Origin of the sequence: Micromonospora fulviviridis, assembly GCF_014648395.1 — a bacterium.
GTDB classification, from domain to species: domain Bacteria; phylum Actinomycetota; class Actinomycetes; order Mycobacteriales; family Micromonosporaceae; genus Micromonospora; species Micromonospora fulviviridis.
This window is the reverse complement of record NZ_BMRA01000002.1, coordinates 764,465-782,174: the sequence shown is the minus strand read 5'-3', so window position 1 is coordinate 782,174 and position 17,710 is coordinate 764,465. Positions and strand designations below refer to the sequence as shown.

The 17,710-nt window shown below is 74.7% G+C and carries 20 protein-coding genes; 13 read left to right on the top strand and 7 right to left on the bottom strand.

The features are described 5' to 3' along the window. Both IEY96_RS08580 and IEY96_RS08575 read left to right on the top strand, forming a co-directional pair. Window positions 1–382 (top strand): hypothetical protein (locus IEY96_RS08580; protein ID WP_189194236.1); only part of this gene is annotated, 382 nt, incomplete at its 5' end. A 197-nt stretch (window positions 383–579) separates the two neighbouring features. Then, entirely contained in the window at window positions 580–1,056 is a 477-nt protein-coding gene (locus IEY96_RS08575) for a hypothetical protein (RefSeq protein ID WP_189194285.1), read from the top strand. 308 nt (window positions 1,057–1,364) lie between these two features. Here IEY96_RS08575 and IEY96_RS08570 read toward each other — a convergent pair whose 3' ends face one another. Continuing rightward, window positions 1,365–2,357 (bottom strand): GlxA family transcriptional regulator, encoded by a 993-nt coding sequence (locus IEY96_RS08570; RefSeq protein WP_189194235.1) that lies wholly within the window; start codon window positions 2,355–2,357, stop codon window positions 1,365–1,367. A 52-nt stretch (window positions 2,358–2,409) separates the two neighbouring features. Between IEY96_RS08570 and IEY96_RS08565 the strand changes: the two genes are divergently transcribed. Next, window positions 2,410–3,705 carry an MFS transporter gene (locus tag IEY96_RS08565; RefSeq protein ID WP_189194234.1) on the top strand — a complete coding sequence of 432 codons (1,296 nt, stop codon included), beginning with the start codon at window positions 2,410–2,412 and terminating at the stop codon, window positions 3,703–3,705. Between the two features lie 4 nt (window positions 3,706–3,709). On the opposite strand, the gene IEY96_RS08560 is transcribed toward IEY96_RS08565, so the two are convergent. The 3 genes from IEY96_RS08560 to IEY96_RS08550 are packed head-to-tail and all read right to left on the bottom strand — an operon-like array spanning window position 3,710 to window position 5,282. Then, complete coding sequence (locus IEY96_RS08560) at window positions 3,710–4,429, bottom strand: RICIN domain-containing protein (protein ID WP_189194233.1); 720 nt, start codon at window positions 4,427–4,429, stop codon at window positions 3,710–3,712. Between the two features lie 57 nt (window positions 4,430–4,486). Further along, on the bottom strand, window positions 4,487–4,771 hold the full coding sequence (locus IEY96_RS08555; RefSeq protein ID WP_189194232.1) for a DUF427 domain-containing protein: 285 nt from the start codon (window positions 4,769–4,771) through the stop codon (window positions 4,487–4,489). Between the two features lie 40 nt (window positions 4,772–4,811). After that, on the bottom strand, window positions 4,812–5,282 hold the full coding sequence (locus tag IEY96_RS08550; RefSeq protein WP_229791449.1) for an aminoacyl-tRNA deacylase: 471 nt from the start codon (window positions 5,280–5,282) through the stop codon (window positions 4,812–4,814). A gap of 93 nt (window positions 5,283–5,375) precedes the next feature. Here IEY96_RS08550 and IEY96_RS08545 point away from each other — a divergent pair, with 93 nt between their 5' ends. The 6 genes from IEY96_RS08545 (at window position 5,376) to IEY96_RS08520 (ending at window position 11,311) form a co-directional block, all read left to right on the top strand. Beyond that, the gene (locus IEY96_RS08545; protein ID WP_189194230.1) at window positions 5,376–6,761 is read left to right on the top strand and encodes an FAD-binding oxidoreductase; all 1,386 of its coding nucleotides are present in this window, start codon (window positions 5,376–5,378) and stop codon (window positions 6,759–6,761) included. Next, window positions 6,758–8,101, top strand: a complete 1,344-nt coding sequence (locus IEY96_RS08540) for a class I SAM-dependent methyltransferase (protein ID WP_189194229.1) — start codon at window positions 6,758–6,760, stop codon at window positions 8,099–8,101. The genes IEY96_RS08545 and IEY96_RS08540 overlap by 4 nt, the downstream gene beginning before the upstream one ends. A gap of 302 nt (window positions 8,102–8,403) precedes the next feature. Further along, window positions 8,404–8,724 (top strand): hypothetical protein, encoded by a 321-nt coding sequence (locus IEY96_RS08535; RefSeq protein WP_189194228.1) that lies wholly within the window; start codon window positions 8,404–8,406, stop codon window positions 8,722–8,724. Window positions 8,725–8,805: 81 nt separating this feature from the next. Further along, on the top strand, window positions 8,806–9,366 hold the full coding sequence (locus IEY96_RS08530; protein WP_107077791.1) for a winged helix-turn-helix domain-containing protein: 561 nt from the start codon (window positions 8,806–8,808) through the stop codon (window positions 9,364–9,366). Next, window positions 9,359–10,210 (top strand): SRPBCC family protein, encoded by an 852-nt coding sequence (locus IEY96_RS08525; protein WP_189194227.1) that lies wholly within the window; start codon window positions 9,359–9,361, stop codon window positions 10,208–10,210. Before IEY96_RS08530 ends, IEY96_RS08525 begins: the two co-directional genes overlap by 8 nt. Window positions 10,211–10,411: 201 nt before the next feature. After that, the gene (locus IEY96_RS08520) at window positions 10,412–11,311 is read left to right on the top strand and encodes a S1C family serine protease (protein ID WP_229791448.1); all 900 of its coding nucleotides are present in this window, start codon (window positions 10,412–10,414) and stop codon (window positions 11,309–11,311) included. A gap of 50 nt (window positions 11,312–11,361) precedes the next feature. Here IEY96_RS08520 and IEY96_RS08515 read toward each other — a convergent pair whose 3' ends face one another. Then, the gene (locus IEY96_RS08515; protein ID WP_189194226.1) at window positions 11,362–12,564 is read right to left on the bottom strand and encodes an RNA polymerase sigma factor; all 1,203 of its coding nucleotides are present in this window, start codon (window positions 12,562–12,564) and stop codon (window positions 11,362–11,364) included. Between the two features lie 5 nt (window positions 12,565–12,569). Then, on the bottom strand, window positions 12,570–12,899 hold the full coding sequence (locus IEY96_RS08510) for a YciI family protein (protein ID WP_107077788.1): 330 nt from the start codon (window positions 12,897–12,899) through the stop codon (window positions 12,570–12,572). 119 nt (window positions 12,900–13,018) lie between these two features. Between IEY96_RS08510 and IEY96_RS08505 the strand changes: the two genes are divergently transcribed. The 3 genes from IEY96_RS08505 (at window position 13,019) to IEY96_RS08495 (ending at window position 16,127) form a co-directional block, all read left to right on the top strand. Beyond that, a complete protein-coding gene (locus IEY96_RS08505; protein WP_189194225.1) occupies window positions 13,019–13,252 on the top strand; it encodes a zinc-ribbon domain-containing protein in 234 nt (77 codons plus the stop codon). A 240-nt stretch (window positions 13,253–13,492) separates the two neighbouring features. Next, window positions 13,493–14,572, top strand: coding sequence for a hypothetical protein (locus IEY96_RS08500; protein ID WP_189194224.1), 1,080 nt, complete (start codon window positions 13,493–13,495; stop codon window positions 14,570–14,572). A gap of 31 nt (window positions 14,573–14,603) precedes the next feature. Beyond that, window positions 14,604–16,127, top strand: coding sequence for a hypothetical protein (locus tag IEY96_RS08495; protein WP_189194223.1), 1,524 nt, complete (start codon window positions 14,604–14,606; stop codon window positions 16,125–16,127). Window positions 16,128–16,148: 21 nt separating this feature from the next. Here IEY96_RS08495 and IEY96_RS08490 read toward each other — a convergent pair whose 3' ends face one another. Then, on the bottom strand, window positions 16,149–17,102 hold the full coding sequence (locus IEY96_RS08490) for a S41 family peptidase (protein ID WP_189194222.1): 954 nt from the start codon (window positions 17,100–17,102) through the stop codon (window positions 16,149–16,151). A gap of 56 nt (window positions 17,103–17,158) precedes the next feature. Here IEY96_RS08490 and IEY96_RS08485 point away from each other — a divergent pair, with 56 nt between their 5' ends. Beyond that, complete coding sequence (locus tag IEY96_RS08485; RefSeq protein ID WP_229791447.1) at window positions 17,159–17,659, top strand: ArsR/SmtB family transcription factor; 501 nt, start codon at window positions 17,159–17,161, stop codon at window positions 17,657–17,659. Window positions 17,660–17,710 lie beyond the last annotated feature (51 nt).

The window sequence follows — 17,710 nt, the reverse complement described above, 5'->3', positions numbered from 1 at the left end:
CGAGCAGACCGCCAACGCGAAGGCGATCATCGCCGCGACGAAGAAGGCGGGTCTGCCGGAGCGGGCCGCGGTCATCTCGATCGCGACCAGCCTGCAGGAGTCGAAGCTGGAGAACCTGGGTCACCTCGGCGACAAGAATGACCACGACAGCCTGGGTCTGTTCCAGCAGCGCCCGTCCTCGGGTTGGGGCACGCCGGAGCAGATCACCGACCCCGAGTACGCGACCCTGGCTTTCGAGAAGGGTCTGAAGCAGGTTGATGGTTGGCAGGACATGCCGCTGACCGAGGCCGCCCAGACCGTGCAGGTGTCGGCCTACCCGGACGCCTACGCGCAGTGGGAGCAGCAGGCCGCCGACATCGTCGCCCACCACTGGAACAGCTGACCCAACCAAACAAACCGCTGGCTGGCACCCCAAACACGGGGTGCCAGCCAGCGGCGTACCCAGATCTTGGCAAGTTGCTGTTAGCAACGAACGGAAGTCGCCAAGATCGGGAGGGATCGAGCCCCGTCCGGGTGAAGGGGGCGGGGTAAGCGCGGTGCGGTTGCCGGGGGCGGGGGTTGGATTCGGGCATGGACGAAGTGGACGCCGCGGCGCTGCGGCGGGCGTACGAGTCGGTGCTCGCGGAGGTGGACGCGGGCGGCTTCGGGCCGCCCCCGGAGGGGGAGTTGAGCGCCGAGCAGATCGTGGCGCACCTCGCCGCCAACGACGAGCTGATGAGCGAGGCGACCGAGGCGGTGCTGGTCGGCTCGCCGTTCGCCTACTACGACCTGGAGACCATCCACCGGCCGCAACTCGACGCCCTGGCCTCCGAGTGCGGCGGGCTGGACGGGCTGTCCGCCCTGCTCCGGGCCACCAGCCAGAAGCTCTGCGTCCTCGCCGAGCGGCTCGGCCCGGCCGCCGAGACTCCGGTCGACACCGTGCTGCGCGAGGGCTTCGACCTGGACGTGGACGAGTCCCTGCCCTGGGGGCGCGCCCTCGACCTGCACACCCGCGTCCACCTCCCCATGCACCTGGCCCAACTCCGCGCTCTCCGCCGCCAGCCCCACCTCGCCTGACAGCACCCACCACAGGGCCGCCCGAGGGCCGAGCCGCACCAGCCAAGCTCTGGCCGCCCCGGACCCGAGCTGTCGCGCGTCAGCGGTCGATGGCCGAGCTGCCGCCGCCCGAGTCGTCCCGACACCGAGCCGCCGCCGCGCCGAGTCGCGACCGCGCCGAGTCGCGACCGCGCCGAGTCGCGACCGCGCCGAGTCGCGACCGCGCCGAGTCGCGACCGCGCCGAGTCGCGACCGCGCCGAGCCGCGACCGCGCCGAGCTTCCACCGCCCCCCGGGCCGCGACCGCGCCGAGCGGTCAGGGCCGAGGCGTCAGGGGGTCGGGCGGAAGGTGCGGCGGTAGGCGGTGGGGGCGACCCCGACCCGGGAGTGGAAGTGCTGCCGCAGGGCGGCGGTCGTGCCGAAGCCGGCGTGCCGGGCGATCTGGTCAACCGTCAGATCCGTGGTCTCCAGCAGCAGCCGCGCGTGCTCGGTGCGCTGCTGGAGCAGCCACTGTGCCGGGCTGAGCCCGGTCTCGGAGCGGAAGTGCCGGGTGAAGGTGCGGACGCTCATCCGCGCGTGCGCGGCCAGCTCGCGCAGTGCCACCGGCTCGTGCAGCCGCTGCCGGGCCCACTCGCGGGTGGCCGCGGTGCCGGTCTCGGCCGTCCGGGGCACCGGGCGCTCGATGTACTGGGCCTGGCCGCCCTCCCGCCACGGTGGCACCACGCAGCGCCGGGCCGACCGGTTGGCGACCGCGCTGCCGTGGTCGGTGCGGATGACGTGCAGGCAGAGGTCGATGCCGGCGGCCACCCCGGCGGAGGTGAGCACGTCGCCGTCGTCGACGAAGAGCACGTCCGGGTCGAGGTCCACGTGCGGGTGGAACCGGCGGAAGCGGTCGGCGTACGCCCAGTGGGTGGTGGCCCGGCGGCCGTCGAGCAGGCCGGCGGCGGCCAGTACGAAGGCGCCCGTGCAGATCGACATGATCCGGGCGCCGCGCTCGTGGGCGCCGCGCAGCGCGGCCGCCACCGAAGCGTCCAGGGTCCCGTCGGTCAGCGGCGGGCCGTCGTGGATGCCGGGGACGATCACCGTGTCGGCGGAGTCCAACAGCTCCAGGCCGTGGTCGGGAACGACCTGGAAGCCGGCCGTGCTGCGGATGGGCCGGCCGCCCGGGGTGCAGACCTGGACGCGATAGAGCGGCGTCAGGTCCCCGGTGCGGGCGGTGCCGAAGACCTGGGCCGGGGTGCCCAGGTCGAGGCCGACCACGTCGTCGAGGGCGAGCACCGCAATCCGGTGGGGCACGACGGTCATGGCCCGATTATTGCGCATGATGGCTTTCCGGCCACTCGTCGCGCCGGCCCGCCCCGCCCAGACTCGGAGCGTGACCCGACACCGTCTGCATCCGGCCTGGCTCGTGGCCGGCGTCTCGTTCGTCGCCCTGGTCGGCGCCGCCGGCTTCCGCGCCACCCCCGGGGTGCTGCTGCACCCGCTGCACGCCGAGTTCGGCTGGCCCCTGGCGACCATCTCCGCCGCCGTCTCGGTCAACCTCATGCTCTACGGGCTCACCGCCCCGTTCGCCGCCGCGCTGATGGACCGGTTCGGCATCCGCCGGGTGGTCGCCGGCGCGCTGGTCCTGGTCGCGCTGGGCAGCGCGCTGACCGTGGGGATGACCGCGAGCTGGCAGTTGATCCTCTGCTGGGGCGTGCTGGTCGGGCTCGGCACCGGCTCGATGGCGCTGGCCTTCGTGGCGACGGTCACCGGGCGCTGGTTCGTCCGGCGCCGGGGCCTGGTCACCGGCGTGCTCACCGCCGGCGGGGCCGCCGGCCAACTCGTCTTCCTGCCGCTGGTGGCCGTGCTGGTGCGCGATCACGGCTGGCGGTTGGCGGCGCTGGTCGTGGCCGGGGCCGCGCTGGCGGTCGTACCCCTGGTGGTGTGGCTGCTCCGCGAGCACCCGGCGGATCTCGACCTGCCCGCCTACGGCGCGACCGAGGTGGTGCCTCCGGCGCCGCCGGCCGGCGGGGCGGCGGCCCGGGCTGTCGGCGCGCTCGCCGCCGCCGCGCGGACCCGGCCGTTCTGGCTGCTCGCCGGCGGCTTCGCGATCTGCGGCGCGACCACCAACGGCCTGGTCGGCACCCACTTCGTGCCGGCCGCGCACGACCACGGCATGGCCGAGACCACCGCGGCCGGGCTGCTCGCCCTGGTCGGGCTCTTCGACATCGTCGGCACCGTCGCCTCCGGCTGGCTCACCGACCGGGTGGACAGCCGCCTGCTGCTCGGCGCCTACTACGCGCTGCGCGGAGCGTCGCTGCTGGTGCTGCCGAGCCTCTTCGCGGGCTCCGCGCGGCCGAGCATGCTGGTCTTCATCGTCTTCTACGGCCTGGACTGGGTGGCCACCGTGCCGCCCACCGTGGCGCTGTGCCGGGAGTGGTTCGGCGCGTCCGGCGCGGTGGTCTTCGGCTGGGTGTTCGCCGCCCACCAGGTCGGCGCGGCGCTCGCCGCGACCGGGGCCGGCCTGGTCCGCGACCGGCTCGGCGACTACGCCGCGGCCTGGTACGTGGCCGGCGCCCTGTCGATCGGCGCAGCCGGGCTCTCCCTGCTGCTGCGCCGCCGTGGCGACGAGCCGGCGTTCGCCCTGCCGGTCGCGGTCGGCCGGCGGGCCTGGAGCTACCGGGGCTGACCGGTCAGGCGACCGCCCACTGCTGTTCGGGGGCGCCGTTGCAGGGGGCCTGTTCGAGCCGGCTCCCTGCCTCGGTGCCGGCGTCGTCGACCTGCGCGCACTTGCCGCTGTGCACGGCGACCAGCAGCACCGGGCCGGACCCGGTCGGGTTGAGCTTCCACTGCTGGTTGGCCTGGCCGTTGCAGGACCACTGCACCAGGTCCGTGCCGTCGTCGGTGCTCTGCCCGAACACGTCCAGGCACTTGCCGCTGGCCGCGTTGACCAGGACGTAGGTGTCGGCGGCCACCGGGGTGACCACCCACTGCTGTTCCGGCCCGCCGGTGCAGTCGGCCAGCGCGGCCTTCGCGCCCTCCGGGTCCTCGCCGGTCACCCCGAGGCAGAGCCCGGAGGGCACCCCGCGGAGCACCCTCGGTGTGGCCGCGGGGGCCGCCGGTGTGGTCGGGGCGGCGCTCGGCGAGGGCGCCGCCGTGGTGGGGGCGGGGGCTGTCGTGGCCGCGGCCGGGCTCGACTCGCTCGCCGCCGGGGTCGGCACGGCCGCCGCCGGCACCACCGGCTGGTCGCCGCCGCCGCCGAGCACGCCGGTGGCGAAGAACACCCCCAGGAGTACGCCGACCAGGGCGACGCCCAGCGCGATCCGCATCAGCGGGTCCTGCGGCAGCCCACGGCGGGCCGGGCGGCGGCCGCCGTAGACGGTGCCGGACGGGTCGGTTCGCGGGTCGGCCATGGGGGCATCCTGACCCACGGGGGCCGCCGAGAGCCAGTCGCCCCGGCGGCGGGCGCGTCAGTCGACGACCCGGACGTCCTTCCAGAAGGCCACCCGGTCGCGCACCATCTCCGCCTCCGGCTTGGGGTCGGGGTAGTACCAGACGGCGTCCGGGCTGGTGGCGCCCGCGTGTTCGAGCGTGTAGTAGGAGGCGGTGCCCTTCCACGGGCAGACCGTGTGGGTGTCGGAGTCGCGGATCAGGTCGTCGCGCAGGGCCGTACGGGGGAAGTAGTGGTTGCCCTCGACCAGCACGGTGTCGTCGCTCTCCGCGACGACGAGGTCGTTCCAGACGGCTTTCGGCATGCCCCCCACGCTATGCCGGCAACCGGGCGGCGGCCACCGCTCAGCGGGCGGGATCCGGGTCGGTGACGTCGGCCACGGTGGCGTCGAGCGCGGCGAGGGCGGCGTCGGCGTCGACCGCGACGGCCACCCCGTGCTCGCCCGCGCCGAGGGTGATCTCCCGGCCGCGCAGCCGCTCGTCGGCGATCACCGGCCAGGCGGTGCTCGCGCCGAACGGGGTGATGGTGCCCCGCTCGTAGCCGGTGGCTGCCCGGGCCGCGGCCGCGTCCGGCATGGACATCCGGCTCACCCCGAGCAGTTGGCGCAGCTTCGGCCAGGAGACGACCCGGTCGCCGGGGGTGAGCACGAACAGGTGGTCGTCCTCGCCGCGGCGTACGACGATCGTCTTGACCACGTCGGGCACCGCGACGCCGCGTGCCGCCGCCGCCTCGGCGAGGCTGCGCACCGGGCCGTGCTTGATCACCCGGTAGGGCAGGCCGGCGGCGTCCAGGGCGGTGAGCGCGGGGGAGGACATGCCCGCCACGGTAACCCGCGGGTCTCCGGGCGGCCGACAAACGGCCACCGTGGACATCCCACGAATTGTCGTACCCAGGCGTAAGGTGATCTCATGCACGCTGTCCGTGATCATGAGCGGGCGGTGGACGCGCTGCGGCGGTCGTACGCCGCAGTGCCCGCCGGGGAACCCGTACGGCTGGCCAAGCAGACCTCCAACCTGTTCCGACCCCGGTCCGCGCCGCGCACCCCCGGCCTGGACGTGAGCGGGCTGACCGGGGTGCTCTCCGTCGACCCGGACGCCCGGACCGCCGACGTGCAGGGCATGTGCACCTACGAGGATCTGGTCGACGCCACCCTGCCGCACAGTCTGATGCCGCTGGTCGTGCCGCAGCTGCGCACGATCACGCTGGGCGGCGCGGTGACCGGGCTGGGCATCGAGTCCACCTCGTTCCGCAAAGGCCTGCCGCACGAGTCGGTGACCGAGCTGGACATCCTCACCGGGTCCGGCGAGATCCTCACCGCCCGGCCGGTGGGCGAGCACGCCGACCTCTTCCGGGCCTTCCCCAACTCGCTGGGCAGCCTCGGCTACGCGACCCGGCTGCGCATCGAACTGCAACCGGTCCGCCGCTTCGTGGCGCTGCGCAACATCCGCTTCAGCCGGCTGGAGGAGCTGACCGACGCGATCGCCGAGGTGGTCGCCAAGGGCTCCTGGGAGGGCGAGCCGGTCGACGCGATGGACGGGGTGATGTTCAGCCCCGGCGAGGCGTACCTGGTGCTCGGCACGTTCACCGACGAGGCCGACGGGCGGCCCAGCGACTACACCGGCCAGGACATCTACTACCGGTCGCTGCGCCGGCGCACCCGCGACGTGCTCACCACCTACGACTACCTGTGGCGCTGGGACACCGACTGGTTCTGGTGCTCGGCGGCGTTCGGGGTGCAGCACCCGGTGGTCCGCCGGCTCTGGCCGCAGCGCTACCGGCGCAGCGACTTCTACCACCGCCTGGTCCGGCTGGAGCACCGGCACCAGGTGGCCGCCCGGATCGACCGCTGGCGGGGCCGGCCGGCCCGGGAGCGGGTGGTGCAGGACGTGGAGATCCCGCTTACCGGGACCGCCGACTTCCTGCGCTGGTTCGCCCGGGAGGTGCGGATGAACCCGGTGTGGCTCTGCCCGCTACGGCTGCGGGAGCCGGCCGGCCCGGGATCCGCCCGGGCCTGGCCGCTGTATCCCCTCCAACCGGGCGAAACCTATGTGAACATCGGTTTCTGGGGGAGCGTGCCGATCGCCGAGGGCGCCGCCGACGGCGACGTCAACCGGGAGATCGAGCGCGCGGTGTCGGACGCGGGCGGGCACAAGTCGCTCTACTCCGACGCGTACTACGACCGGGCGGCGTTCGACCGGCTCTACGGCGGGGCGACCTGGCGCGCCGTGAAGGAACGCTACGACCCGGACCACCGGCTCACCGGACTGTACGAGAAGGCGGTAGCGAGAGCATGAGTCTGACCGACCGAACTCCCGGGGCGGCGAGTGCCCCGGCCGGCCCGCCGGCGGGGGGCCGGCGTGGCGGACCGACCGTGGCGGACGTGATCCGCGCGGTCACCACGGGCGACCTGCCCGTGCGCATCACCGGATACGACGGCAGCGCGGTCGGCCCGGCCGACGCCGGGATCACCCTGGCGATCCGCTCCGAGCGGGGGCTGTCCTATCTGCTCACCGCCCCGGGTGACCTGGGCATGGCCCGGGCCTACGTGAGCGGCGACCTCGGGCTGGAGGGCGTCCACCCGGGCGACCCGTACGAGGCGTTGCGGGTGCTCAAGGACGAGATGGCGCTGCGGATGCCGGCGGTGGGCGAGGCGCTGACCCTGGTCAAGGGGCTCGGCTGGGAGCGGCTGCTGCCACCGCCGCCCCCGCCGCAGGAGGCCGCGCCGCGCTGGAAGCGGGTGGTCAACGGGCTGCGCCACTCCCGGGCCCGGGACAGCAACGCGATCTCCCACCACTACGACGTCTCGAACGCCTTCTACGAGAAGGTGCTCGGCCCGTCGATGACGTACACCTGCGCGGTCTTCCACAGCCCCACCGACACCCTGGAGGAGGCGCAGCGGGCCAAGTACGACCTGGTCGCCGGCAAGCTGGCGCTGAAGCCGGGGATGCGGCTGCTCGACGTCGGCTGCGGCTGGGGCGGCATGGTCCGGCACGCGGCCCGCGAATACGGCGTCAAGGCGCTCGGCGTCACCCTGTCGCGGGCGCAGGCAGAGTGGGCGCAGGCGGCCATCGAGCGGGAGGGGCTGGGTGACCTCGCCGAGGTGCGCCACCTCGACTACCGGGACGCGCCGCGCGAGCAGTTCGACGCGATCTCCTCGATCGGGCTGACCGAGCACATCGGGGTGCGCAACTACCCGGCCTACTTCGGGGCGCTGCGCAGCCGGCTCAAGCCCGGCGGCCGGCTGCTCAACCACTGCATCACCCGGGCGGACAACCGCGCCCCGCACCGCTCCGGCGCGTTCATCGACCGGTACGTCTTCCCGGACGGCGAACTGGCCGGCCCGGGCCGGCTGATCAGCGAGATCCACGACGCCGGGCTGGAGGTGCACCACGAGGAGAACCTGCGCCAGCACTACGCGCTGACCCTGGCCGGCTGGTGCCGCAACCTCGTCGAGCACTGGGACTTCTGCGTGAACGAGGTCGGCCCGGGCACCGCGCGGGTCTGGGGTCTCTACATGGCCGGCTCCCGGATGGCCTTCGAGCGCAACGGCATCCAGCTGCACCAGGTGCTCGCCACGCACAACGGCCCGCAGGGGGTCAACGGCTACCCGCTGCGTCCCGACTGGACGCCCTGACGATCCTCGTCCCCCGAAAGGCCGCGCTGTCAGCGCGGCCTTTCGTCGTCTCGCGATCGGTCGGTTCCGCGAGTCAACCTTCGGGCGGGAGCCGTCGTCCTTGGTGACGACGAAAGGAGAGCCGGTGTGGCGGAAGAAACGCTTCGAAGGGCTGGACGCCCTCGTCGCGGAACGCGGCAGTGCCCTGCTCGCGACGGCGGTGCTGCTGACCGGTAGCCGGGTCGCCGGGGAGGACCTGGTGCAGGCGGCGCTGGAACGGCTGATGCGGAACTGGCACCGGGTGCATGGCGATGGGGGGCGGCATGGGGGCTTCGGCGAGCCCGCAGGCGCTGCTCCGGGTGCTGACCCAGGCGGGCGCCACGGTCACCGAGCAGTCGCCCGGCGTCTACCACTTCGAGGTGTCGGTGCCGGATCCCTCCGGGGAGATCGTCGCCGACCGCCTCGTGGGCGAGGTGACGGTCGGCGCGGACGACCGGATCGCCAAGGTGGCCTACGACCGCACGTCCCGGATGGCCCGGAGCAGGGACTACACCGTCCGCCTCAAGGTCGTCATCGAGCTGTCCGGCTACGGCCTGCCGGTGCAGGTGAAGCCACCGGCCCACGTCGTCGTCCTCGGCAAGTAGGCACGAAAGGCCGCGCGGCCCGCGCGGCCTTTCGTCGAACCCATTGACAAAGAAGTTTTGTACGTACAAACTGATTTTGCCATGAGAGACGTCCTGTACCTGGAAGAGCGCGAGCAGGCCGAAGCCCTGCTCAAGCCGCAGCGGATCGAGGTGCTGCGGCAGCTCGCCGAGCCCCGCACCTGCACCGAGATCGCCGCCCGGCTGGAGCAGACGCCGCAGCGGGTCTACTACCACGTCAAGCAGCTGGTCGCCGCCGGGCTGGCCGAGCAGGTCGCCGAGCGGCGGGTGCGCGGCATCAGCGAGGGCATCTACCAGGCTGCCGCCCGGTCCTACTGGCTCTCGCCGCGGCTGGTCGGCCGGATCGGCGGGGCCCGCCGCGCGCAGGACGAGCTGAGCCTCGGCTACCTGCTCGACCTCATGGAGGAGGTTCAGGCGGACATCGCCGCGCTGGACCGCACCGCCCCCGAGCTGCCGTCGATCGGTGTCTCCGGCGAGATCCGGGTGCCGGCCGAGCGGCGGCAGGAGTTCCTGCACGACCTGCAGTCGACGCTGCGGGACCTGTTCACGCGTTACGGCGGCGCCGAGGGGGACGCCTTCAAGCTCGCCGTGGCCTGCTACCCGAAGGGCGACAACCATGAGTGATCTGCTGACCGTCCGGGCCCGCCTCGCCGCGCCGGCCGAGGCCGTGCGCCGCGCGCTGACCGACCCTGCCGAGCTGCGCGTCTGGCTGGCCGAGCACGCCGAGGTCGAGCTGCCCCGGCGCTACGAGTTCTGGGGCCGCTACACGCCGGAGGGTGACGCGCCGCACCAGCGGCTGCTGCACGCCGACGAGCGGACGCTGCGCTTCGCCTGGACGCTCGACGGGGTGGAGACCACCACCGAGTTCGAGCTGACGCCGGAGGGCGGGAGCACCGTGCTCACCCTGCGGCAGAGCCACTTCGACTTCGCCGAGGCGATGAACGGCAGCAGCATCCGCGGCGTCCTCCAGACCTTCTGGGCGCTGGCCATCGCCAACCTCAACGCGCACCTGGAGGGTCGCCCGCTGCTGCCGCGCACCGACTTCACCTCCGCCGACCTGCGCGGCGAGCTGCTCATCGACGCGCCGATGGACAAGGTGTGGACCTCGCTCACCGACTCCGAGCAGGCCAGCGCCTGGTTCGGCTTCCCCATCGGCATCGAGCCCTGGGTCGGCGGCCGCTACGCCATGGGCGGCTTCGACGCCGGCTACGCGGCCAAGGTGGTCGACCTGACGCCGGGCAGGGCGATCTCCGTCGACTGGGGACCGACCGGCGTCAGCAGCTGGGAGCTGGCCGAGTCCGGCGGCCGGACGAAGCTGACCTTCGTGCAGTCCGGCTTCGACGAGGGCAACCCCCCGTACGCGGCCTGGACCGGGACCGTGGCCGGGCTCGCCGAGCTGCGCCGCTTCCACGAGGTCGCCGACTGGCAGCCGATCTGGCTCGACGTGGAGATGCCGAGCAACGCCTGAGCCGCCATGCCCTGGTCCCGCCCACCGTGGCGGGGCCAGGGCGCACCGGAACTCCACAGGAAGGGCACAAGCCAGCCCCAGATCCCCGCGCGACGGTGGAACCGTCACCAAGCGAGGAGGATCCATGCGGAACCACCACGGCAACAGCGTCGACCCTGCCACCAGCGCCCACCCCGGCGAGTACCGGGCGGCGGTGCCCCGATGACCGACATGATGGCCCGCCCCGCCCCTGCCGTCCCCGTGCCGCCGGCCCCGGCCGAACCGCCGGCGCCCGGTTCCGCCGCCGGCTGGCCGCCCGTCGCGCCGCCGCCGGCCCCGGCCGTTCCGGAGACGGTTCCGCCGTCCCGGACCCGGCGGACGGCCCGCCGGCTGGTCGCGGCCGGGGCCGCGCTGGTGCTCATGCTCGGCGGGGGCGCCTCCGGCGCGCTGGTCACCGACCGGCTGCTCGACGACGGGACGGTCGCCACGGCGGTCCGGGTCGTCCCCGCCTTGACCAGCACGATCGACAGCCTCTCGGCGGTGGTCGCCGGGGTGTCGCCGAGCATCGTCACGGTCACCGCCTCCGGCAGCGGCGGCACCAGCCTCGGTTCCGGCGTCGTCCTCGACGCCGGCGGGCTGATCCTGACCAACGCGCACGTGGTCACCTCCGGCGGCAGCCTCGCCGTGGAGTTGGCCGACGGGCGTACCGCACCGGCCACCCTTGTCGGCAGCGACACCGGCGCGGACATCGCGCTGCTGCGGGCCGACGGTCTGACCGGGCTCACTCCGGCGACGCTCGGCTCCGACGCCACCCTGCGGGTGGGCGACCCGGTGGTGGCCTTCGGCAGCCCGCTCGGGCTGGCGGGAACGGTGACCTCGGGCATCGTCTCCGCCCTGGACCGCTCGGTGGACGACATGAGCGGCCTCATCCAGACCGACGCGGCGATCAACCACGGCAACTCCGGCGGCGCGCTGGTCGACACCGCCGGCCGGGTGGTCGGCATCAACGTCGCCATCGCCACCACCGGCCAGGACGAGGGCAGCATCGGGCTCGGCTTCGCCATCCCGGTCGACACCGTCCGCGCCGTCGTCGACCGCCTCACCTCGGGTGCCACCGGCTGACCCTGTCCGCCGCCCCGGCAGGGTGGCGGCGTGAGCCCGAGCAGGGACGCTCAGGGCGACAGCTCGGCGGCCCGGCGGAGCAGGGCCCGCCGTTCGGGATCGGAGCGGACCTCGTCGGCGGCGGCCCGGAACAGCGCGGCGGCGCGTACCGGGTCGCCGAGGCGGGCGGCCAACTCGGCCTCGGCGGCCACCGCGGGCGGGTAGCCGTCCAGCGCCCCGCCGGCCCGCACCTCGACGAGCAGGGCCAGCCCGGCGGCGGGACCGTGGGCGTACCCGTGGGCCACCGCCCGGTTGAGCCCGACCACCGGGGTCGGCTGGAGCCGGGCCAACGCGTCGTAGCAGCCGGCGATGGCCGGCCAGTCGGTGTCGGCGGCCGTCGGGGCGGTGGCATGGGCGGCGGCGATCCGGGCCTGGAGGGCGTACGGGCCGTCGCCGGCGCGCTCCAGCAACGCGACGCCCTCGGCGATGGCGGCCCGGTCCCAGCGGGCGCGGTCCTGCTGGTCGAGGGTGAGCAGGTCGCCGGACGGGTCGCGGCGGGCCGCCCGGCGGGAGTGGTGCAGCAGGAACAGGGCGAGCAGCCCGGCCGCCTCGGGCTGGTCCGGCAGGAGCGTGTGCAGCAGCCGGGCCAGCCGGATCGCCTCGGCGGCGAACGCGGGCTCGCCGTCGGCGTCGTACCCCCGGGTGAAGAGCAGGTAGAGCACGGCCAGCACACCCGGCAGGCGCTCGACCAGCGCGGGCCCGGTCGGCACCCGGTACGGGACGCCGGCCGCGGCGATCCGGGCCTTGGCGCGGGTGAGCCGGCGGGTCATGGTCGACTCGGTGACCAGGAAGGCGCGGGCGATGTCGGCGGTCGGCACCCCGGCCACCGTGCGCAGGGTCAGCGCCACCCGGGCCTCCAACGCCAGCGCCGGGTGGCAGCAGGTGAAGATGAGCCGGAGCCGGTCGTCCACCACGTCTCCCTCCGGTGGCGCGGGCGCGGGATCGGTGAGCAGCGCCAGGTCGCGCAGCTTGCGGCGTTCCACGGTGGCCCGGCGCAGCACGTCCACGGCCCGGTTGCGGGCGGCGGTCATCAGCCACCCGCCGGGGTTGTCCGGCACGCCGGTGCGGGGCCAGCGCTCCAGCGCCGCCGCCAGGGCCTCCTGGGCGCAGTCCTCGGCGAGGGTCCAGTCGCCGGTGACGCGGATCAGGGCGGCCACGATCCGCGGGTACGCCTCCGCGCCCGCTTCGGCGACCGCCCCGGCCGCGTCGGTCACCCGGATCAGTCCTCTACGAGCGGGCGCAGCTCGATGCGCCCGGCGTACGCCATGGGGTGGGCGCGGGCCACCTCGACCGCCTCGTCCAGGTCGGCGCACTCCAGCAGGTCGAAGCCCACGATCACCTCCTTGGTCTCGGCGAACGGACCGTCGGTGAGCAGCAGTTCGCCGTCGCGGACCCGGACGGTGGTGGCGGCCGACGGGGGCGCGAACCGGCTGCCGGTGAGCCGCTGGCCGTTGGCGTCCCGCTCGGCCACCCACTTCTCGATGTCGGGCGCCGCGCCCGGGTCGCGGTCGGGCTCGGTGTCGGTGCAGACGAGCATCATGTACTTCATCGCTTCACTCCTGTCGGTCGTGCTTCCATCCACCCTGACGATCGGGGACCGCGCATCCGGACAGCCGAGCGAAAAATATCGGTGGTGATTTCCGGGGCCCGGCGGGGTAATGCCGGGCGATGTTCTTCATCTTCGGGCTCCGGACCAAGGTCGACCGGTCCGGCGTGGTCACCCAGGTCTGCCGCAACTGCGGCAACCAGGCCGCCCAGGTCATCACCCGGCGGGCCACGAAATTCACCCTCTTCTTCATCCCGCTCATCCCGGTGCGCACCCGGTACGCGCAGCAGTGCACGTTCTGCGGCGCGCAGTACGAGATCTCCCGGGCCGAGGCCGAGCGCCTCCCGGTCGGCTGACCGTGGCGCGCTTCCTCTGCTGGCTGATCGGCCGCCAGCCGGTCACCCCGCCGGCGGCGCCGGTGCACACCGTCTCCCGGCCCCCGTGCACGCCCGGCCGCCGGCGCCGCCGCCGCAGCCGACCAACGGCGGGCGCCCAGTCCCCCCGCTCACCCTGGAACCGGTCGGCCGGCCGCTGACCCCGAACGGGCGGGCGCGGCAGCGGCCGTAGCGGCGGAGAGCGCCTATCCTGGGCGGATCATGACCGAGACTGCCCAGCGCCTGGCCGAGATCCGGGGTGGCGTGCCGCCCCGGCGGCACAACGCCCGCACCATCGCCGCGCTGACCGGCAACCCCGGCTGCACCCGCCGGGCGGTGCTGGACAGCGCCGGGGTCGACAAGCCGAAGCTGGCCGAGCGGATCGGCTTCCCGGCCCGGTTCGGCCAGTCCCGCTTCGCCATCACCCGGGGCAACGCGTTCGAGGCCCAGGTGAAGGCGGACGGCGGGGCGGAGCTGCTGCGCCTGGTCGCGGAGCGGCTGGGCGTACCGGTGCCGGACGGGGCAACCTGGACCGACCTGGGCGCCGACGAGGACCGGCCGGAGCGGTCCCGCACGGCGCTGACGGCATCGGGGGACGGGCCGGCGCTCTTCGACCACCCGCTGCTCGGCCTGGACGTCGCCGGCCGACGGGTGAACCTGGAACCGGACCTGGTGGCCGCCCGGCTCGCCGGTCGCTTCCACGTCGTGGAGATCAAGTCCTTCCCGATCATCGACGGCCAGGCCGACCCGGCCAAGGTCGCCGCCGCGGCCATCCAGTCGGCCGTCTACGTGCTGGCACTGCGCGAGCTGCTCGCCGCCGAGGGGCGGGACCCGGACGTCGTCTCGCACGAGGTGGTGCTGGTCTGCCCGCGCGACTTCGCCAACCGACCGGTGGCCAGCCTGCTCGACGTGCGCAAGCAACTGCTGGTGCTGCGCCGCCAGCTCGACCGGATGGCGCGGATCGACGACCTGCTCGCCGCCGTGCCGGCCGGGTTCACCGCCGACCTGACCACCGACCCGGCCACGCTGGCCGGCGCGCTGCACGGCGTGCCGGCCCGCTACGCGCCGGAGTGCCTGGCCGCGTGCGAGCTGGCCTACTTCTGCCGGCACGAGGCGCGCGGCCACACCGGCGCGCTGGGCCGGCCCGTCCGCGAGGCGCTGGGCGGCGTCGCCGAGGTGGCCGAGGTGCTGGCGCTCGCCGAAGGCGTTCGCGCCCCCGAGCCGGAGCAGGCGGAGGCCGCCGCGCTGCTGCGCGCCGCCGCGCGCCTGCGCGCCGACGCCCTCGCCGGGCACCCCGCATGAGTACGCCCCGACGCCCCGCCCGGAGGAGCCGGTGAGCACCCTGCGTGCGCTGGCCCGGGCGCAGGCGGTCGCCGCCGGGGTGGCCCAGCCGGTGGCGACCGTCCGGCACCTGCACCTGTCCGACCGCCCGCTGGTGCTGGTGCCGCTCGCCCTGGCCGGCGAGGCGAACGCCCCGCTGGCGGCCCTCGTCGGTGCCGCGCCCGACGAGGCCCGGCTGCTCGTCGTGCCGCAGCCCCGCAACCGGGACCAGCGCTTCGCGTTCGCGGCCGAACTGGCCGGGATCGTGCTGCCCTGGCTCGACGAGTTCCGGGACCGCACCGAGGCGGTGCCGGTCGACCGGGGCAGGGACGTCCGGCACCGCTACCTCGACGCCCCGCAGCTGCTGGTGCCGAACCCGGCCGGGATCACCTTCCTGCGACTGTTCGGCCGCTCCACGCGGTTCCGCCGGCCGGACGGCGAGCACCCCGTCCACCCGTCGGTGCCGCTGCTCGGCCGCTGGCTGACCTTCTTCGCCGAGCGCGCCGAGCATCCCGGCTCGGCGGCCCTCGTCGCGCTGACCGACGCGCTGACCCTGCACTGGGCGACCGGGCAGAGCGTCGTCGAGGACCTGCACCTACCGGCGCTGCTGGGCTGGCTCGACCCGCCGCCGGGGCTGACCGGCGCCGAGGCGGCCGCCCTGGCCGAGGACCCGGCCCGCTGCCCGCCGGCCGGCCCGGCCACCGACCCGGACTTCGACAACCACCGGCTCGCGCCCGTGATGGAGGCGTACGCCGACGCCGGTGACGACCCGGTCGCCCGCGCGGCCGCGTACGCGGAGCTGGAACGGCTGCTGCACGACCAGCTGGCGCCCACCTGGGAGCTGATGTGGCGCGGCGTCGGGCTGCTCCGGGCGCTGCCAGCCGGCGCGCGGGTGGCCGGCCGCTGGGACGGCGACAAGGACGCCTTCACGGCGCACGCCGAACACGTCGACGCGGGCGGCGGCCCGCAGCCGCGCCGGGACGGGGCGGTGGCCGCGGCGGCGCGCCTGCACCGGCTGGAGCGGGCGCTCACCTCCTACGCGGTGCAGCGCGCCTACGACGACCCGCTCGTCATGGCCGAGCACCGGCTGACCGGGGAGGCGTTCGTCGGCGACGTGACCCTGGCCGACCCGAAGCGGGTGGACGACACCGGCAAGCGGCCGGTGCTGCGCCCGCGGATCCAGGTGGTCACCACCGAGCCGGTGCTCGTGCCGGTCGGCGCGACGCTGTACTCGCCGGCCCGGCCGGGCCAGAAGGCGAAGGTGGTCTTCGTGACCCCGGCCGCCGACGGCAAGACCGAGGTGGTGCTGGAGCTCTCCGGCGGGATGGGGCGCGGGCTGACCGCCCCGCCGGGCACCGTGCCGGAGGTGGGGGAGCGGCTCTGCCTCACCACCCTGTCGGACGGCTTCCTGCCGGCCGGGAACTTCCCCGCCCCGGAGGAGACCCCCTGGACCCACGGCGGCCCGCCGGCCGCGGCACCTGCTCCCGCCGACCCGGTCCCGGCCGCCGACGCCGACCCGGCCGAGGACTGGTCCTGACGCGAGGCCGGCCCGCGACGCTCAGCTGAGCGCGGCCAGGGCCTCGCGCGCCTCGGCCGCCGTCGGCCGCCCCGGGTCCGCGGCGAGCAGGCTCTCCAACGCCCTCCGGTACGCGACGTCGCGCGCCGCCCCGGCGGGCGTCTCGACGTCGGGGACGACCCCGCAGCCCTCCCAGTTGGTGCCGCTCGCCGCGTTGACCGGCCGGGCCACCGGAACGGTCAGCTCCAGGTGCGGGTGCAGCCTGTGCCCGACCCGCGGGTGCGCCCCGCCCCGGCTCCGCTCGCCCACCACGGTGGCCCGGCCGAGCTGCTGGAGGTCGTACGCCAGTTCCTCGCCGCCGGAGAACGTCTCGGGGCCGGTCAGCACGAGCACCGGCTTGTCCGGCGCGTAGCGGGGCACGGGCAGCCACGCGGCGCTCCAGTACTGGTGGGTGGTCCCGGCCCGCTCGTGCATGGTGTGCAGGTGGGTCGGCTCGGCGAAGAACCAGCCGCAGACCAGGGCCACCATGTCGGGGCTGCCGCCCCGGTTGCCGCGCAGGTCGAGCAGGAGCGCGTCGGTGCCGGCGAGCAGCCGCAGCGCTGCGGTCACGAGGTCGCCGGCCAGGTGCGGCGGGAAGAGGTACGGCGCGATCTCCAGCAGCCCGACGTTGCCGGGCAGCCGTTCCACCCGGGCGACGCCGCCCATGGTGAGCGCGGCGAGCTGGACGAAGTGTTCCTCGGCCGGGTCGCCGGCGATGTCGGCCAGCGGTGTCTCGTGGTGCTTGAGCCGCAGGTGCAGGTCGCCGTTGGCCGCCTGGAGGTCGGTGGTGACCAGCGCGCCGAGCGCGGCCGCGTCGGCCACGTCTGCGTACGCCCCGGCGCGGAGCCGGTCGCCGAGGTGGGCGGCGATCCCGCCGGCCACCTCGGGAAAGATGTACTGCTCGGCGACCAGCTTCGCGGCCCGCTCGACGATGTCGGTGATCTCATCCTGTCGCATGTGCTGAGTAGAGCAGCCCGGTTGACAAAGCGTCAAGAGAATTGGACGCTTTAGCGGTGAACCACGAGACCGAGCTGGAGGTCCGGACCCCGGCCCACTTCAAGGCGCTGGCCCACCCGTTCCGGCACCGGCTGCTCTTCGCGCTCGGGTCCGGGCCGGCCACCATCAGCCAGCTCGCCACCGGGCTCGGCGCGGGGAAGGGCACCGTCGCCCACCACCTCAAGGTGCTGGCCGAGGCCGGCATGGTCCGGGTCGCGCACACCCGCCAGGTGCGCGGCGGCACGGAGCAGTACCACGAGCGCGCCTTCCGCCGCCTGGTCGGCGAGACCGGCGACGCCGGCGCCACCACCGCGCTGTTCGGCGCGGTCGCCGAGGAACTGGCCGGCGACCCCGACCCGCTGCTGCACCTGCGTCACCTGCGGCTGACCCCGGCCCAGGCCGAGCGGCTGCGGTCCACGCTGGACGGGCTGGTCGGCGACGCCGAGGAGGCCGGCCCGGACCAGCCCCGGTACGGCGTCCTGGTCTCCCTCTACCGCCGCCCTGATCGTCCCTCTTGATCGCTTATGTTCCGGCGCGCATCGCGAAGCGCTATCGATCGCTAACATCCT

What these genes read in the sequence shown, in the direction of transcription:
- IEY96_RS08570 (WP_189194235.1), bottom strand. Translation starts at nt 2,357, where the DNA reads ATGCGCAATAATCGGGCCATGACCGTCGTGCCCCACCGGATTGCGGTG.
- IEY96_RS08560 (WP_189194233.1), bottom strand. Translation starts at nt 4,429, where the DNA reads ATGGCCGACCCGCGAACCGACCCGTCCGGCACCGTCTACGGCGGCCGC.
- IEY96_RS08555 (WP_189194232.1), bottom strand. Translation starts at nt 4,771, where the DNA reads ATGCCGAAAGCCGTCTGGAACGACCTCGTCGTCGCGGAGAGCGACGAC.
- IEY96_RS08550 (WP_229791449.1), bottom strand. Translation starts at nt 5,282, where the DNA reads ATGTCCTCCCCCGCGCTCACCGCCCTGGACGCCGCCGGCCTGCCCTAC.
- IEY96_RS08545 (WP_189194230.1), top strand. Translation starts at nt 5,376, where the DNA reads ATGCACGCTGTCCGTGATCATGAGCGGGCGGTGGACGCGCTGCGGCGG.
- IEY96_RS08540 (WP_189194229.1), top strand. Translation starts at nt 6,758, where the DNA reads ATGAGTCTGACCGACCGAACTCCCGGGGCGGCGAGTGCCCCGGCCGGC.
- IEY96_RS08535 (WP_189194228.1), top strand. Translation starts at nt 8,404, where the DNA reads ATGGGGGCTTCGGCGAGCCCGCAGGCGCTGCTCCGGGTGCTGACCCAG.
- IEY96_RS08530 (WP_107077791.1), top strand. Translation starts at nt 8,806, where the DNA reads ATGAGAGACGTCCTGTACCTGGAAGAGCGCGAGCAGGCCGAAGCCCTG.
- IEY96_RS08525 (WP_189194227.1), top strand. Translation starts at nt 9,359, where the DNA reads ATGAGTGATCTGCTGACCGTCCGGGCCCGCCTCGCCGCGCCGGCCGAG.
- IEY96_RS08520 (WP_229791448.1), top strand. Translation starts at nt 10,412, where the DNA reads ATGACCGACATGATGGCCCGCCCCGCCCCTGCCGTCCCCGTGCCGCCG.
- IEY96_RS08510 (WP_107077788.1), bottom strand. Translation starts at nt 12,899, where the DNA reads ATGAAGTACATGATGCTCGTCTGCACCGACACCGAGCCCGACCGCGAC.
- IEY96_RS08505 (WP_189194225.1), top strand. Translation starts at nt 13,019, where the DNA reads ATGTTCTTCATCTTCGGGCTCCGGACCAAGGTCGACCGGTCCGGCGTG.
- IEY96_RS08500 (WP_189194224.1), top strand. Translation starts at nt 13,493, where the DNA reads ATGACCGAGACTGCCCAGCGCCTGGCCGAGATCCGGGGTGGCGTGCCG.
- IEY96_RS08490 (WP_189194222.1), bottom strand. Translation starts at nt 17,102, where the DNA reads ATGCGACAGGATGAGATCACCGACATCGTCGAGCGGGCCGCGAAGCTG.